The sequence below is a fragment of the Rothia nasimurium genome, assembly GCF_928392795.1.
GTDB classification, from domain to species: Bacteria; Actinomycetota; Actinomycetes; order Actinomycetales; family Micrococcaceae; genus Rothia; species Rothia nasimurium_F.
Genome location: NZ_CAKMTJ010000010.1, coordinates 1 through 15,587, shown reverse-complemented (window position 1 = coordinate 15,587; position 15,587 = coordinate 1). Strand labels below are relative to the sequence as shown.

Sequence of the window (15,587 nt, the reverse complement as noted above, 5' to 3'; positions counted from 1 at the left end):
TCTTTATTAGAGCGCCAAATCAATCGCCCGGTCGCTGGGGGCGACGGGGGCCGGCAGCAGGGTGGAGCCGGTCAGGTGCTTTTCGACGGCTGCGGCGCAGGCGCGTCCTTCGGCGATAGCCCAGACGACCAGGGACTGCCCGCGTCCGGCGTCGCCGCAGGAGAAGACGCCGGGGACGTTGGTCATGTAGTTCTCGTCGCGGGCCACGTTGGTGCGGCGGTCGAGTTCTGCGCCGACCTGGGTGGTGATGGCGTCGTTTTCCTGGCCGGTGAAGCCCAGGGCCAGGAAGACCAGGTCAGCAGGGATGACGTGTTCGGTGCCGGCCTTGGGCACGCGGCGGCCGTCGGGTAGGTATTCGGTTTCTGCGACCTTGAGGCCGGTGAGTTTACCGTTTTCGCCCACGAATTCGACGGTGGAGGCCAGGTACTTGCGTTCGCCGCCCTCTTCGTGGGAGGAGGAGACCTCGAAGACCTTGGGGAACATGGGCCAGGGTTCGTTTTCCGGACGCTCGGCACCCGGCTTCTTGCCGATAGCCAGGGTGGTGATGGAGGCTGCCCCCTGGCGCACGGCGGTACCGATGCAGTCGGAGCCGGTGTCGCCACCGCCCAGCACAATGACGTGCTTGCCTGCGGCGTTGATGGTCGGGGCTTCCAGGTCACCGGCTACCACCCGGTTGGCTTCGGTCAGGTAGGGCATGGCATAGTGGACGCCCTCCAGGTCAGCGCCGGGAATAGGCAGGGCGCGCGGGGCGGTGGCGCCGGTGGCCACGATGACGGCGTCGTAGCGGCGCTTGAGGTCATCCCAGGTGATGTCTTTGCCGATTTCAACACCGGTGCGGAAGCGGGTTCCTTCGGCCTTCATAACCTCAATTCGGCGGTCAACGATATCTTTTTCTAGCTTGAAATCGGGAATACCGTAGCGCAGCAGACCGCCCACCTTATCGTCCCGTTCGAAGACGGCGACGGTGAAGCCTGCCTGGGTCAGCTGCTGGGCAGCTGCCAGACCGGCGGGGCCTGAACCGACCACTGCCACGGTCTTATCGAGCATGCGGTCGGGCATAATGGGCTCGATGTAGCCGCCCTCGAAGGCCTGCTCAGCAATGGTGTATTCAATCTGCTTGATGGTCACCGCGGGCTGGTTGATACCCAGCACGCAGGAGGTTTCGCAGGGAGCCGGGCAGACGCGTCCGGTGAACTCGGGGAAGTTGTTGGTCGCGTGCAGGCGCTCAACGGCCTTTTCGGTTTGCTCCCGCCAGGTCAGGTCGTTCCATTCAGGAATCAGGTTGCCCAGGGGGCAGCCGACGTGGCAGAAGGGAACACCGCAGTCCATGCAGCGGGAGGCCTGGGTCTTGAGCACAGCCGAATTCTGGGCGACCTGAACTTCCTTCCAGTCCAGGATTCGCACGGGCACGGGGCGCTTAGGCCGGTCTTGACGGGTGGTTACTTTCAGAAAACCGCGGGGATCAGCCACGAGCGGTCACCTCCAAAATCTTGTTCCAAACCTGCATAGATTCGGTGTCTTCGCCGGCGGCTTCGGCCTCGGCACGGATAGCTTGTACGGCGGCGAAGTCGCGCGGGAGCACCTTGGTGATGCGGGCGTAGGTGCCCTCCAGGTCTTCCAGCAGGGCGGACGCCAGGGTCGAGCCGGTCTCGGTGTGGTGGCGGGTCAGCAGCTGGGCGACCTCTGCGCGGTCGTCCTCAGAGAGTTCAAGGAAGCCGAGTTCACCGGATTCGCGGGACTGCTTATTGACCTTGGTCATATCGAGGTCGAGCACGTAGGCGGTACCGCCGCTCATGCCCGCACCGAAGTTGCGGCCGGTTGACCCCAGGATTAGGGCCTTACCACCGGTCATGTACTCACAGCCGTGGTCGCCAATACCTTCAACGACAGCGGTTGCCCCTGAGTTACGGACTAAGAAGCGTTCACCGACGATACCGCGGATGAACATTTCGCCGCTGGTAGCGCCGTAGCCAATGACGTTACCTGCAACCACGTTCTCTTCGGCAACCAGGGGGGCTGCCGCGTCCGGAGCCACGATGATGCGGCCGCCGGAGAGGCCCTTGCCCACGTAGTCGTTGGAGTCACCGGTCAGGCGGATGGTGATGCCCTGGGGCAGGAAGGCGCCCAGGGACTGGCCCGCGTGGCCGGTGAGGTTGAGGGTGATGGAGTCGTGGTCCAGCACCTCAATACCGAAGGTTTTGGTGACGGTGTGGCCCAGCATGGTGCCCACGGAGCGGTCGGTGTTGACCACCGGCGAGTCGATAGCAACCGGGGTGCGGTCGCTCAGGGTTGCCTGGGCGGCTGCGATGAAGGTGTTGTCGATATGCTGGTCGAGTTCGTGGTCCTGATCCTTGAGGTGGCGGATGCCCTGACCCTCGTATTCGACGGCGGTGGAGGTGAGCACCTTGGTCAGGTCAAGACCGTCGGCCTTCCAGTGGTCGATGGCCTGGGACATGTCGAGCACCTCGGCGTGGCCGATAGCTTCGTCCAGGGTGCGGAAGCCCAGCTGAGCCAGGTATTCGCGCACCTCTTCGGCGATGAACTCGAAGAAGTTGACCACGTGGTCTGCCTGGCCGGTGAAGCGGGCGCGCAGGTCGGGGTTCTGGGTAGCGACGCCCACGGGGCAGGTGTCCAGGTGGCACTTGCGCATCATGATGCAGCCTTCGACGACCAGGGGTGCGGTGGCGAAGCCGTATTCTTCGGCGCCCAGCAGGGCGGCGATGATGACGTCGCGGCCGGTCTTGAGCTGGCCGTCCGCCTGGACGACGACGCGGTCGCGCAGGCCGTTGATCATGAGGGTCTGCTGGGCTTCAGCCAGGCCGAGCTCCCAGGGGGCACCTGCGTGCTTGAGGGAGTTGAGCGGGGCTGCACCGGTGCCGCCGTCGTGGCCCGAGATGAGCACGACGTCCGCCTTAGCCTTGGTCACGCCTGCGGCCACGGTGCCGATACCGATTTCAGACACCAGCTTGACGTGGATGCGGGCGGACGGGTTAGCCCGCTTGCAGTCATAGATGAGCTGGGCGAGGTCCTCGATGGAGTAGATATCGTGGTGGGGCGGGGGCGAAATCAGGGAGACACCGGGGGTGGAGTGACGGGTCTTGGCCACCCAGGGGTAGACCTTCTGAGCCATGAGCTGGCCGCCCTCACCGGGCTTAGCGCCCTGGGCCATCTTGATCTGGATGTCGTCGGCGTTGGTCAGGTAGAGGGAGGTGACGCCGAAGCGGCCGGAGGCTACCTGCTTGATAGCGGAGCGACGCTCGGGGTCGAGCAGACGGTCGACGTCCTCACCGCCCTCGCCGGTGTTGGACTTAGCGCCCAGGCGGTTCATGGCAATTGCCAGGGTCTCGTGGGCTTCCTTGGAGATAGAGCCGTAGCTCATAGCACCGGTGGAGAAACGCTTGACGATCTCGCTGACAGGCTCAACCTCGTCGATGGAGATGGGGGTGCGGTCTTCGGTGAAGGTGAAGAGGCCGCGCAGGGTCATCAGGTCCTTGGCCTGGTCGTCAACCAGCTTGGTGTAGGACTTGAAGATGTCGTAGCGACGGGTCTTGGTCGAGTGCTGCAGACGGAAGATGGTCTGGGGGTTGAAGAGGTGGGGCGGGCCCTCGCGGCGCCAGTCGTACTCACCGCCGGTTTCCAGGGCGCGGTGGGGCACGGAGACGCCGTCGTCGGGGTAGGCGTCGTGGTGGCGCTTGCGGGTTTCAGCTTCGATGACGTCCAGGCCCACACCGTCCATCTGGGAGTGGGTGCCGGTGAAGAACTGGTCAACGACCTGCTGGGAAAGGCCCAGAGCCTCGAAGGTCTGCGCACCGCAGTAGGAGGAGACGGTGGAGATACCCATCTTGGACATAATCTTCTGCAGGCCCTTACCCAGAGCCTTGATGAGGTTGTAGACCGCTTCAGACTCGGTCACACCGGTGATTTCGCCCTGGGCTACCAGCTCTTCTACTGATTCCATGGCCAGGTAGGGGTTGACTGCCGAGGCACCGTAGCCAATCAGGGTGGCAACGTGGTGTACCTCGCGCACATCGCCCGCTTCAACAATCAGAGCGACCTTGGTGCGGGTAGCTGAGCGCAGCAGGTGGTGGTGGACGGCGCTGGTCAGTAGCAAGGACGGGATGGGTGCCCAGGCGCCGTTGGAGTTACGGTCTGAAAGAATCAGGAACTGCACGCCGCGTTCTACAGCGGCAGAAACCTTTTCACAGATTTCAGCGATACGGGCGCGCAGGGCTTCTTCTCCCCCGTGAGCCGGGTAGAGGCCGCTGACCTTGAGAGCGGCGGGCATGCCGTCCTCGTCCTCGATGTGGGCAATCTTATCGAGCTCGTCGTTATTGATAACCGGGAAGTTGAGCCCTACGTGCTGGACCTTGACGCGGCCGTTGCGCAGCAGGTTGCCGTCGGCACCGATAGAGGTCTTGAGGCTGGTCACCAGCTCTTCACGGATGGAGTCCAGTGGCGGGTTGGTCACCTGGGCGAAGGACTGCACGAAGTAGTCAAAGAGCAGGCGGTGGCGGGTGGACAGCACCGCAATGGGGGTGTCAGTGCCCATGGCGTAGATGGGCTCAGCACCGGTCTTGGCCATCGGGGCGAGAATCTTCCGCAGCTCTTCTTCGGTGTAGCCGAAGGTCTGCTGACGCTTGAGGATCGACTTACGGGAGGCGCGGATGTGCTCGCGCTCGGGCAGGTCGGCCAGGTCGACGATGTTCTCATCGGCCCACTGCTTCCAGGGCTGCTCGGCAGCAACCGCTGCCTTAACCTCTTCGTCGGGCACCAGGCGTCCTGCCTTGGTATCTACGAAGAACATCTTGCCGGGCGAAACGCGGCCCTTCTCAACAATCTTCTCTTCGGGCATGTCGACCACGCCGACCTCAGAGGCCAGAATGACCAGGCCCTCGTCGGTGACCCAGTAGCGGCCGGGGCGCAGACCATTGCGGTCCAGGACGGAGCCGACGTTGTCGCCGTCCGTAAAAGCAATCGCGGCGGGGCCGTCCCAGGGCTCCATGAGGGAGGAGTGGTAGCGGTAGAAGGCGCGGCGGTCCTCGTCCATGGTTTCGTGGTTTTCCCAGGCCTCAGGAACCATCATCATGAGCACCTGCGCAGCCGAGCGACCCGAGAGCATCAGCAGTTCAGCAACCTCATCGAAGCTCTGGGAGTCAGAAGCGCCCACGGAGCAAATCGGGAAGAGCTCTTCGGGGTTGCGGCCCAGCACCGGGGACTTGAGCTGGGACTGGCGGGCCCGCATCCAGTTGCGGTTGCCCTTGACCGTGTTGATTTCGCCGTTATGGGCAATGGTGCGGAAAGGCTGGGCCAGGGGCCAGGAGGGGAAGGTGTTGGTGGAGAAACGCGAGTGGACGATCGCCAGCTTGGTGGCAAAACGCGGGTCGGAGAGATCCGGGTAGAAGGGTTCAAGCTGCGCGGTGGTCAGCATGCCCTTGTAGACGATGGTACGCGATGAGAAGGACGGGAAGTAGACGCCGAGCTTGTGCTGGGCCCGCTTGCGCACGCGGAAAGCCTTCTGATCGAGCTGGCGGCGCTCTGAATCTTCGTCCAGGTTAATGACGGGGATGTGGCCGGTAAAGGGGGTGTTGACGGCGTCCAGGTCTTCGCCGGATGCCTCTGCAATGAACATCTGTACGAAGTAGGGCATGACCTCGCGGGCAGCCTTACCGACGATATCTGCCTTGACCGGCACCTCGCGCCAGCCGAGCACGCGCAGGCCCTCGCGCTGGGCAATGTGGGTCAGGCCCTCTTTGAGCTCTTCGGCGTTTTCACCGCTGGTGGGCAGGTAGGCGGTACCCACGGCGTACTTACCGAGTTCGGGCAGCTCAAAGTCCACGACCTCGCGCAGGAAGGCATCGGGAATCTGCAGCAGAATACCGGCACCGTCGCCGGTACCCTCGTCCGCGCCCACAGCACCGCGGTGCTCCAAGCGGCGCAGGGCTGTCAGCGCGTGATCGACGATGTCGTGGCCGGGGGTGCCGCGCAGGGTGGCAATCATGGCCAGACCGCAGGCGTCCTTTTCATTCTCCGGGCTGTAAAGCCCGGTAGCCTCGGGAATGGAAGCAAAGGTGGTGAAGGGTGAAGGGGCGTGCCCGAGGGTGTGGGGGTCCTGGGTGAAGGTCTTATCGGCGTGGACTGCACTGCCGAGCGTGGTGTGACTCATGTGGGCCGTTCCTACTTACGTTGGGCTCTGGTGCCGGTGGAGTGGGCTAAACGGCTGGCGCGCGGGAGCTGATGGCACAGGACGCCTGCGGTTTAGCCGCTCCCTTGCAGCACAAGATGTCGGTGGTCGCCTCGCTGTGACGATGGAGCGTGTGGTGACTCAAGGACGCCCGGGTGGGGGCCTGAGCCTGCGGTTCGCCTCGCATTCGGGTAGGTGCGAGAGCAATCTTCCATCAGTCTCTAGAGACTTCGTTACGTATGTGTAAATTTATACGCCCCTGCGTGTAAAGATTCAACAGGCAACTGTAGGTTGCATGGGAAAGATGGGAGCTACTCCCCTACTAGATAGCGTCTTTTGCTTGATTCTTACCCTGTGCAATCTAGGGAAAACCGAATTAGAACATGAATAATTTTCGTAATTATGCAGGGTTCATTGTTACATGGGGGTGGTTAATTGAAACAGACTTGAAACTTTAAATCTCGCAAAATGAGACAGGTATTTCACATAGAGGATAGAAAAGTGGGGCCCTGAAACATTCCAGAACCCCACTGATCAGATAGGTAAGTTAGCGGGTGGCGCCGGTAAAGTCGAGCACCATGCGTCCGTTAATCAAACCGGCATGCATTTCATCAAAGATAGCCTGGGCATCTTCGACCGGGCGGAGCTGAACCACGGGCTTAACACGCCCCTGGGCACCGAATTCAAAAGCTTCTGCCAGGTCTTGACGGGTTCCCACCAAAGAGCCCTGCACCTTGATACCGTCTAGCACCAGGCGGGGGATGTTGAGATCCATAGACTCGGTGGGCAGGCCAACAGCAACTACGGTGCCACCGGCGCGGACGGAATCAACAGCCTGATTAAAGGCAGCCTTTGCTACCGCGGTGACCACCGCAACGTGGGCACCAGCCCCGCCGGTGGTGTTCTTGATTTCTTCCACGACATCTTCGACATTCTTAGCGTTGATGACCACATCTGCCCCGCTGTCCTTAGCCAGCAGCAGCTTGTCTTCATTAAGGTCAACCGCAATAACCTGAGCCCCAAAGACGTTCTTGGCGTACTGCACAGAGAGGTTGCCCAGACCGCCTGCACCAAAGCAAACAATCCATTGCCCCGGGCGGACGCCTGATTCTTTCACGGCCTTATATGTGGTCACACCGGCACAGGTAATGGAGGTTGCCTCAACCGGGTCGAGAGCATCGGGAACCTTAACAGTGTAGTCAGCATAGAGCAGGGTGTATTCGCTCATGCCACCGTCTGCTGTGTAGCCGGCATTGATGACGGAGCGGCAGAAGGTTTCACGCCCATCGGTGCAGTATTCGCAGTGGCCGCAGCCCTTGAAGAACCAGGGAACACAGACGCGGTCGCCTACCTTGAGATGGTCTACACCGGGGCCGACTTCAGTGATGACACCTACACCTTCATGCCCCAGGATGCGACCGGGCTTTTCGCCGAAATCGCTGGCGGCTACGTGCAGGTCGGTGTGGCAGATGCCCGAGTATTCAATCTTGGCAAGCACCTGCCCGTGCCCTACTTCAGGTACGGGCACATCCTTGATGTCTACGGTTCCATCGAGGCGGTCAGAAACAACAACGGCTTTCATGGTGGCCATGTGATAGCTCCTTTAAAGTAAACCAGATTGGGTGGTGTGGCTCACTTAAAGCCTAGGTGTTGAATACGGTCAGGTGCCAGAGCTCTAGGCTTTTTTCTGCTCTGTTACGGTGCAAACTGCACTAAGAGCACTAAAGGGGGGATGTGCCGCCATTAGCAGCGCCCGATAGCTACACTGGAGCCATGAGTAACCAGACCGCATCCGCAGTAGCCACCAGCAAACGTGCTACCTGGGCAGACCTCCCTCATTCCGTGCAGGCCTGGGTGGAAGAAGAGCTAGGTGACGCCGTAGTCGGAGCTGAGTCGCAAAGCGGTGGGTTCAGCCTGGGCACCGCAGACCGCCTGGTCACCCGCACAGGGCGCAGGGCTTTCCTTAAGGCTGTTGACGCCACCCTTCACCCACAAACAGCTGCCCTGCACCGACAGGAGGGCCGCATCACCGCGTCCTTCCCTAGCAACACCCCGACCCCGGCCGTCCTCGCCACCCGTGATTTTTCAGGGGCGGACGGCACAGCCTGGGTTGCCCTGCTTCTGGAAGATATCGAGGGGCGGCACCCAGAATACCCCTGGCGAAGAGAGGAACTGGCTGCCGTTTTTCGGGCCCTGGACGGTATGAGCCGGGTTCCTGTGAACACGGAGCTCAAGCTGCCGACCACTGAAGCGGACCTGACCGAGGAACTCATTTTCTGGCACAAACTCGCTCGGGGTGTGACTCTGGAGCACCTGGTCTATGTTCAGGCCACTGATTCCTACCAGCAGCTAGTACAACTACTACCCTTTATCAACCGGAAGGCTGCCGACTTTGCCGCCTTTGTCGATGAGCATCTAGTTGCCCACTTGGCAGGAAGCTCCTATGTACATACGGACCTGCGGGGCGACAATATTCTGATTCGCCCCACTGGTGAAGCAGTTTTGATTGACTGGCCCTGGGCGACGGTGGGCAATCCCCACTATGACGTCGCTTCTGTAGCGACGGACGCCCTGATTGCCAACCCTAGCCTGAGCCTCACCGAGGTGAGGGAGCTGATTCCGGCGTCCGGCCGCCCTCCCTTTGAGTTTTTGAAGGCCAATGTCGTCGCGCTAGCGGGCTACTATCTCTACGCTTCGATGCAGAAGCCCAGTGACTCTACGAACTCATCGCTGGTGAATATGCGGGCCCACCGCGCGTCCGCCCTGCTGACCAGACTGGCCCGGGGCGAAAAGTAATCCGCACTTATTCTGATGTACCCGCAACTAGTTGCGGACTTTTCAGAATAAGTGCGGGTCAGATTCTAGTGTGTAGGTGCTATTCACTCTCACCCAGAATAGCCGCATACGAGTTATGTGTGGGTAGGTCTTTTCCGCCTAGTGCAGAAACTGCCATAGTTACTCGCTCATCTCTAGTCACACCTAAAGATTCATTAATTTGCTGTGGGCGCTGAAGCTGATAGCTAGCAATAGACGTACCATCTTCGTAAGAAACATCGATAATAAAGCCGGCACCCTCTTCACCGCCACATTGAGCATTAATGACATACGCTCTACCCTGCACAAGGGAGAGGGTTATTTCTGAATGGTCAAAACCTTTCGTAATTGGAGTCCATGCATAAGCGCCCGCCGGGGGTTCCAGGTTCACCGCATCAACACCGGATTCAGACGCGGAGCAGCCAGACAGGAGCATCATTCCCGCTAGCCCAAGCATTTGTAAGCGCTGTCGCTTCATATCTACACACCATCTCTTATCGCACCTACTGGTATTCGTTACGCTCCCACTGTGCCAGGTTTCGGTTAAAACCAGCAACGGCGGAAGGAAGCGCTGCTACGAACCCCATGAGTGCCGTGAACCAGGTGAAATCTGCGCCAATCGTAGACGCGCTGACATAATACGTACCTCTACTCTACCTTTTAATAAGCAAACATATCAATTTGTCAAGTGATACAACAAGACCCTACCCCTTCTCTCTTCGCCCCGAGATAATCCGTAGGGTCAAGAGAAAAAGAGTAGGGTCTAAGCCAGCCGTCGCAGGTGGTAAGCCCGAGAGCAACACCAGACTGGCCCGGGGCGAAAAGTAATCCGCACTTATTCTGATGTACCCGCAACTAGTTGCGGACTTTTCAGAATAAATGCGGATTGGGTGCCCTGGTTAGGAGTTACCACCGCGAGCCAGGTTTCGGTTAAAACCAGCAGCGGCAACCGGTAGCGCTGCCACCAGCCCCAAGAGCGCCGTGACCCAGGTGAAATCTACTCCGGCCATTGACGCAATGACATATACAGCACCATTGACAGCACAACCATATATAAGCAGTGCCACCACAGCTTCAACAGGGTTACCCGGCAGCCAGGAGTCGAAATATCCACGGCGCTTTGCACCATCTGCTTGTTCACGCTCAGCTTTGACCTGGTGGCGTAGAGCCAAGAACGCCATCGCGATACCACACCAGGTAACGAACAAAATCATTAGCCCGGGCTGGAAAAATCGCGAAGAAAATACTGTTCCTAATGAGACAAGCAGCCCGTAACTTGCCAGCGCCCATATGGTAGAAGACAGCAGATACGCCGGAACCGTTGTGAGATTTGGGAAAGATGAATACCTCATGATTACCTCCTCTGTGAAGCTGACTACTTCTAGCCTACCATTTAGTAAGTAGACATATCAATCTTGTACCGACCCAACGCAAAAAGTAATCCGCACTTATTCTGATGTACCCGCACCTAGTTGCGGACTTTTCAGAATAAATGCGGATTAGTTTCTATGCTTGTGTGCTAGTTGCCGGAGCGGACGGACGCCGGGGCGGGCTCGTCCGCGCCGGGCACGACAGCGCCCTGCCTATAGGCACCCGGGAGCTCACCGCGCCTACGCGCTCGTAGCCCCATCAGCGCGAACATGACGATGCCCAGCAAGAAGATAGAACCAGAAGTCCACACGTGGATACGAACCCCCAGCAACATTTCAGCGGTATCAATCCGCAGGAAGGTCTCGATCATCAGGCGGCCGAAACCATACCAGACAACATAGGCCCAGAAGACCTGGCCCAGCTGGAAGATACCGCGGCGGCCCAGGGCGATCAGCAGGGCCGCGCCGAGTAGGTTCCACAGGGACTCATAGAGAAAAGTCGGGTGAAAGAGCGTGCCCGCCGGGTACTGGTCAGGGAAGTTGGGCGATGTGGCCGAAATTTCCAGGCCCCAGGGCAGGGTGGTGGGCTTGCCAAAGAGCTCCTGGTTAAACCAGTTGCCCCAGCGGCCCATAGCCTGAGCGATCATGATGCCGGGGGCGGCGGCGTCCGCGAACTTAGCTAACGAAATGCCGTAGCGGCGGCAGGCGTACCAGGCGCCCAGGCCGCCGACCGAGATCGCGCCCATGATGCCGATACCGCCCTCCCAAATCTTGAAGACATCAAGCGGGTCAGCGCCCTCACCGAAGTAGGAGCCGGGATCGGTAATCAGCACGTGGTAGAGACGGGCACCGATAATGCCGGAGGGAATGGCCCACATGGCAACGTCCCAGACCCTCTCAGGGTCCTCACCCCAGGCGGCCCAGCGGCGGCCGGTGAGCCACATGCACACCATAATGCCCGCCAAAATACAGAGGGCATAGAAGTGGATGGTCAGGGGGCCAAGCTCAATAGTCGAGATCGACGGCGAGGGGATAGAAGCAAGAACAGTTGAAGTCACAGCCCCTACCCTACTCGCGGCCGGCCAGCTGGCGGGTCAGGGCGCCCACAGCGGACGGGCCGCCCTCAGCCAGAGCCTTCACCAGGGCAGTACCCACGATGACGCCGTCGGCGTAGGCACCGATTTCTTCAACGTGCTCACGCTTAGACACCCCCAGGCCCACACAGGCAGCGGGGGCACCGGCGGCACGCAGGTCAGAAACCAGGGTCTCTGCGGCGGTGTTCACCGACGAGCGGGCACCAGTCACGCCCATGACCGAGACAGCGTAGACAAAGCCGCTCGAAGCCTGCGAAATCAGGGCTAAACGCTCAGGGCTAGATGAAATAGCTGCCAGGAAGATGCGGTCCAGGCTGTGTTTTTCGGACGCTTCAAACCAGTCAGCGGCCTCATCGGGAACCAGGTCGGGGGTAATCAGACCCGCACCACCGGCTGCAGCCAGCTCCCCAGCGAACCGGTCGACACCGCGGCGCAGCACGGGGTTCCAGTAGGTCATCACCAGCACCACAGCATCGGTGGCGGCGGTAATCTCACGGACCGCACGAAAGAGATCATCGGTGCGGAAGCCCTTCTCAATGGCCTCAACGGTGGCCCGCTGAATTACGGGGCCGTCCATGACCGGGTCTGAATAGGGCAGGCCCAGCTCGATAATGTCGACCCCGTTCCGGCCCATTTCAATGGCAGCCTCGATAGACTCGTCAACGCTGGGGTAGCCCACCGGCAAGTAGCCGATGAGGGCAGCGCGCCCCTCAGCCTTGCACTCGGCAAGGCGGGCGGCCAGCTTGGAGTCGGGATTGGGGGCAGGGAAGCTACCCTTGCGCACGGAGTAGCGGGTTTCGTCCTGAAAATCGATGTGGCTCATTAGGCACCCTTGCTTTCGTTCTGTGCGGTCGTATCGTTCTGCGAGGCGGTTTCTGCCGCTGCTTCCTTGTTCCCCACGTTCAGGCTGGTCGAGGGAATAGCCTTGCCCAGGCCAAACCACTTGAGGGCGGTTTCCATATCCTTATCCCCGCGGCCGGAGAGGCAGACAATCATGGACTTTTCGTGAGCGGTGGCGGGGTCCGCGTCCGCCCACTCCTTAGCAACACGCAGGGCACCTGCGAGCGCGTGGGCCGATTCGAGGGCGGGGATGATGCCTTCGGTGCGGCAGAGCAGGCGCAGGGCGTCCATGGCTTCGGTGTCGGTGACGGCCTGGTAGTCTACGCGGCCGATGTCTGAGAGGTAGGCGTGTTCGGGGCCGACGCCGGGGTAGTCGAGGCCTGCTGAGATGGAGTGGGACTCGATGGTTTGGCCGTCCTCGTCCTGCATGAGGTAGGTGATGGCGCCGTGGAGCATGCCGGGGCGGCCCAGGTTGATGGTGGCTGCGTGGCGGTCGGTGTCGATTCCGTCGCCGCCGGCTTCGAAGCCGTAGATTTTGACGTCGGCGTCGTCCAGGAAGGCGTGGAAGAGGCCGATGGCGTTGGAGCCGCCGCCGACGCAGGCTGCGATGCCGGTGGGTAGGGTGCCGGTGGCTTCGAGGAACTGTTCGCGGGCTTCGGTGCCGATGGCGTCGTGGAAGTAGCGCACCATGGCGGGGAAGGGGTGGGCACCGGCTGCGGTGCCGAGTAGGTAGTGGGTGGTGTCGACGTTGGATACCCAGTCGCGCAGGGCCTCGTTGATGGCATCTTTGAGGGTGCGGGAGCCGGTCTGCACGGCGATGACGGTTGCGCCCAGCAGCTGCATGCGGGCAACATTCAGGGCCTGACGTTCGGTGTCTTCTTCGCCCATGTAGACCACGCATTCCATGCCGAAGAGGGCGGCTGCGGTGGCGGTGGCAACCCCGTGCTGGCCTGCCCCGGTCTCAGCAATGAGGCGGGTCTTGCCCATGCGCTTAGCCAGCAGGGCCTGGCCGATGACGTTGTTGATTTTGTGGGACCCGGTGTGGTTGAGGTCCTCGCGCTTGAGGAAGAAGCGTACTCCCCCGGCTTCAGCGGAGAGGCGGGGAACCTCGGTCAGCAGGGAGGGGCGGTTGGAGTATTCGGCCGAGAGGCGGCGGAACTCGGCTAGGAATTCGGGGTCGTTTTTAGCCTCGTTGAAGGTGGCTTCGAGCTCGTCCATGGCGGCGATCAGGGATTCTGCCATGTAGCGCCCGCCGTACTGCCCGAAGTAGGGGCCGGGCGCGTTTTTGAGGCTCTGGCCCGAGGCCAGGAATTGATCTGCGAGGGTTTCAGTCATGGGGTTTCCCTTCGGTGGGCTGGTCGTAAAGTTCTGGGTGAGGTGCGGACGGCTGTGCCCGCCTTAGCTCACATGAGGTAGGGACGGTCGGGGTTAGGAAGACGTAGAACCCAGCCAGGCTTGACGGGCCTGGGCGCCGGCTGCGCGGAAGTCGCGCAGGGTCTCGGTGGGGGTGCCAGATTTTACGAGGGCCTCGCCCACCAGCACAGCCTTGGCGCCGTGTGAGGCGTAGTCGGCGACGTCCTCGGGGCTGGCAACGCCGGATTCTGCCACGATGATGGCGTCTGCGGGCAGCAGGGGGGCTAGCTTGCTGAAGTTGGCGTTATCGACCTCTAAGGTCTTGAGGTTGCGCACGTTCACGCCCACAATACGGGCTCCCACTGCAACAGCTCGCTCGATTTCTTCGGGGGTGTGGGTTTCGACCAGGGCGTTCATGCCGAGTTCGTGGGTGAGGTCGAGGAAGCGGCGCAGGGTGTCGTCGTCCAGGGCCGCGACGATGAGGAGCACCAGGTCAGCCCCGTGGGCGCGGGCCTCCCAAATCTGGTACTCATCCACGGTGAAGTCCTTGCGGAGGACCGGGATACTGACGGCAGCGCGGACGGCATCCAGGTCAGCCAGGGTTCCCTTGAAGCGGCGCTCTTCGGTCAGTACCGAAATAGCGGCTGCTCCCCCGGCCTGGTAGGCGGCAGCCAGTTCGGCAGGGTCGGGAATGTCTGAGAGGGCACCCTTTGAGGGGGAAGAGCGCTTGACCTCGGAAATGATTTCGACGCTTCCCTCCTCAGCGCCGCGCAGGGCAGCTAGGGCATCAAGCGCGGGAGTCTGGGCGGCGGCGCGCTGCTTGAGCTCGTCCAGTGGCAGGGCGGCGCGGCGGGTTTCGAGGTCTTCGCGGACGCCTACGATGATGTCGTCAAGTACGGTCATGGTGCCCCTTGGTGCTGGTGCGCGGACGGCGCAGGTTGGGTTGGTGGTGCCCCTCTAGTATCGCTCAGGTGGCTGAACGTTTGCCAGACGGGTTCACCGGGTGAGAACAAGTGTGAAGAAACGGTAAGGGGCACCTCGCGCCTGTGCGGGGTGCCCCTTCTCTAACCTCACCCGGGTGGGTTTGAGTTTAGTGGTGGTACTTGGTGTGCTTGCCGCCCTGGCCGTAGCCTGCTGAGCGGAGCACGATACCGGCGACAACGCCGATGGCGATGATGGCAACGCCGACAACGAAGATGGGGGTGTTTGAGATGCAGAAGCCGACGGCGCCGATGATTGAACCGACAATCATGATGATAACCATGGCCCATGAGGCGGTGGTGTTGCCGTGGTTGTTGTAGGGCAGGTCGGGGACCATCTCAACGGTCTGCTGTGCCATGTGAGTCTCCTTGTAGTGTGTGGGCGTGCGCTCGCCGGTGTATGGGCGCTGAGCACACGGGTGCTTATCTCTATCTTATGAGATGCTTTCTCTATTTACCCAGCATGTCACGGGCTGTACGGAAGATTTCCTAAAAATATGGTGGTTGCTCAGTGTCTTATGGCAGGTTACTGAACTTATACTGAATGTACACACTCGCACACACTAAAGGTCACTATGAGCACGCCACGCCGACTTTGGGCTACCCTGCTCGCTTCGAGCATTCTTGGGTTATCCGGTTGTATCACGATCAATGACGCTGACACAGCGCAGCCACAGCCGTCCGTCTCTACCGTAGTTGTAACAGCTGAGGCTAGTTCCCCTGTCGCAGAAACCTCCAGCCCATCAGCAGCTCCTACACAGACCAGCGAACCTGAGCAGGCCCCAGCTACAGCAGCGCGGGTAGCTCCGGTCGGTGTTGCACCGGGAACGGGACTGTCAGGAAAACGGTGTAAACCCTCCCAACCCCAACAGGAGAAAATAACACCATGACAACAGAACACCAACTCGCCCAAAACCTCATCACCCAAGCCAAAGAACAAGGCCTAGACCTCAGC

11 protein-coding genes are annotated in these 15,587 nt (G+C 60.8%); 1 reads left to right on the top strand and 10 read right to left on the bottom strand.

Annotation, left to right across the window (positions count from 1 at the left end; all coding sequences use genetic code 11):
* Window positions 1-6: 6 nt before the first annotated feature.
* From L6963_RS10365 to adhP, 3 genes are all read right to left on the bottom strand, one after another.
* Window positions 7-1,470, bottom strand: coding sequence for a glutamate synthase subunit beta (locus L6963_RS10365; protein ID WP_237195789.1), 1,464 nt, complete (start codon window positions 1,468-1,470; stop codon window positions 7-9).
* On the bottom strand, window positions 1,463-6,163 hold the full coding sequence (gltB, locus tag L6963_RS10360; protein ID WP_237206878.1) for a glutamate synthase large subunit: 4,701 nt from the start codon (window positions 6,161-6,163) through the stop codon (window positions 1,463-1,465). The genes L6963_RS10365 and gltB overlap by 8 nt, the downstream gene beginning before the upstream one ends.
* 565 nt (window positions 6,164-6,728) lie before the next feature.
* On the bottom strand, window positions 6,729-7,772 hold the full coding sequence (gene adhP, locus L6963_RS10355) for an alcohol dehydrogenase AdhP (RefSeq protein ID WP_237206879.1): 1,044 nt from the start codon (window positions 7,770-7,772) through the stop codon (window positions 6,729-6,731).
* Window positions 7,773-7,954: 182 nt separating this feature from the next.
* On the opposite strand from adhP, the gene L6963_RS10350 reads away from it, so the two are divergent.
* Window positions 7,955-8,977, top strand: coding sequence for an aminoglycoside phosphotransferase family protein (locus L6963_RS10350; protein ID WP_237206880.1), 1,023 nt, complete (start codon window positions 7,955-7,957; stop codon window positions 8,975-8,977).
* A 79-nt stretch (window positions 8,978-9,056) separates the two neighbouring features.
* On the opposite strand, the gene L6963_RS10345 is transcribed toward L6963_RS10350, so the two are convergent.
* From L6963_RS10345 to L6963_RS10315, 7 genes are all read right to left on the bottom strand, one after another.
* Window positions 9,057-9,473 carry a hypothetical protein gene (locus L6963_RS10345; RefSeq protein ID WP_237206881.1) on the bottom strand — a complete coding sequence of 139 codons (417 nt, stop codon included), beginning with the start codon at window positions 9,471-9,473 and terminating at the stop codon, window positions 9,057-9,059.
* 421 nt (window positions 9,474-9,894) lie between these two features.
* Entirely contained in the window at window positions 9,895-10,347 is a 453-nt protein-coding gene (locus L6963_RS10340; protein WP_237206882.1) for a hypothetical protein, read from the bottom strand.
* Window positions 10,348-10,514: 167 nt separating this feature from the next.
* Window positions 10,515-11,423, bottom strand: a complete 909-nt coding sequence (gene lgt / locus L6963_RS10335; RefSeq protein ID WP_237206883.1) for a prolipoprotein diacylglyceryl transferase — start codon at window positions 11,421-11,423, stop codon at window positions 10,515-10,517.
* Between the two features lie 10 nt (window positions 11,424-11,433).
* On the bottom strand, window positions 11,434-12,282 hold the full coding sequence (gene trpA / locus L6963_RS10330) for a tryptophan synthase subunit alpha (protein ID WP_237206884.1): 849 nt from the start codon (window positions 12,280-12,282) through the stop codon (window positions 11,434-11,436).
* Complete coding sequence (gene trpB, locus L6963_RS10325) at window positions 12,282-13,634, bottom strand: tryptophan synthase subunit beta (RefSeq protein ID WP_237195772.1); 1,353 nt, start codon at window positions 13,632-13,634, stop codon at window positions 12,282-12,284. Before trpB ends, trpA begins: the two co-directional genes overlap by 1 nt.
* 93 nt (window positions 13,635-13,727) lie before the next feature.
* Window positions 13,728-14,555 (bottom strand): indole-3-glycerol phosphate synthase TrpC, encoded by an 828-nt coding sequence (gene trpC, locus L6963_RS10320; RefSeq protein ID WP_237206885.1) that lies wholly within the window; start codon window positions 14,553-14,555, stop codon window positions 13,728-13,730.
* Window positions 14,556-14,742: 187 nt separating this feature from the next.
* Window positions 14,743-14,991: an HGxxPAAW family protein gene (locus tag L6963_RS10315; protein WP_237206886.1), complete on the bottom strand. Its 249-nt coding sequence runs from the start codon at window positions 14,989-14,991 to the stop codon at window positions 14,743-14,745.
* Between the last annotated feature and the right edge of the window lie 596 nt (window positions 14,992-15,587).

Coding starts and splice junctions, on each gene's coding strand:
- gltB (WP_237206878.1), bottom strand. CDS start 6,163: ATGAGTCACACCACGCTCGGCAGTGCAGTCCACGCCGATAAGACCTTC.
- adhP (WP_237206879.1), bottom strand. CDS start 7,772: ATGGCCACCATGAAAGCCGTTGTTGTTTCTGACCGCCTCGATGGAACC.
- L6963_RS10350 (WP_237206880.1), top strand. CDS start 7,955: ATGAGTAACCAGACCGCATCCGCAGTAGCCACCAGCAAACGTGCTACC.
- L6963_RS10345 (WP_237206881.1), bottom strand. CDS start 9,473: ATGAAGCGACAGCGCTTACAAATGCTTGGGCTAGCGGGAATGATGCTC.
- L6963_RS10340 (WP_237206882.1), bottom strand. CDS start 10,347: ATGAGGTATTCATCTTTCCCAAATCTCACAACGGTTCCGGCGTATCTG.
- trpA (WP_237206884.1), bottom strand. CDS start 12,282: ATGAGCCACATCGATTTTCAGGACGAAACCCGCTACTCCGTGCGCAAG.
- trpB (WP_237195772.1), bottom strand. CDS start 13,634: ATGACTGAAACCCTCGCAGATCAATTCCTGGCCTCGGGCCAGAGCCTC.
- trpC (WP_237206885.1), bottom strand. CDS start 14,555: ATGACCGTACTTGACGACATCATCGTAGGCGTCCGCGAAGACCTCGAA.
- L6963_RS10315 (WP_237206886.1), bottom strand. CDS start 14,991: ATGGCACAGCAGACCGTTGAGATGGTCCCCGACCTGCCCTACAACAAC.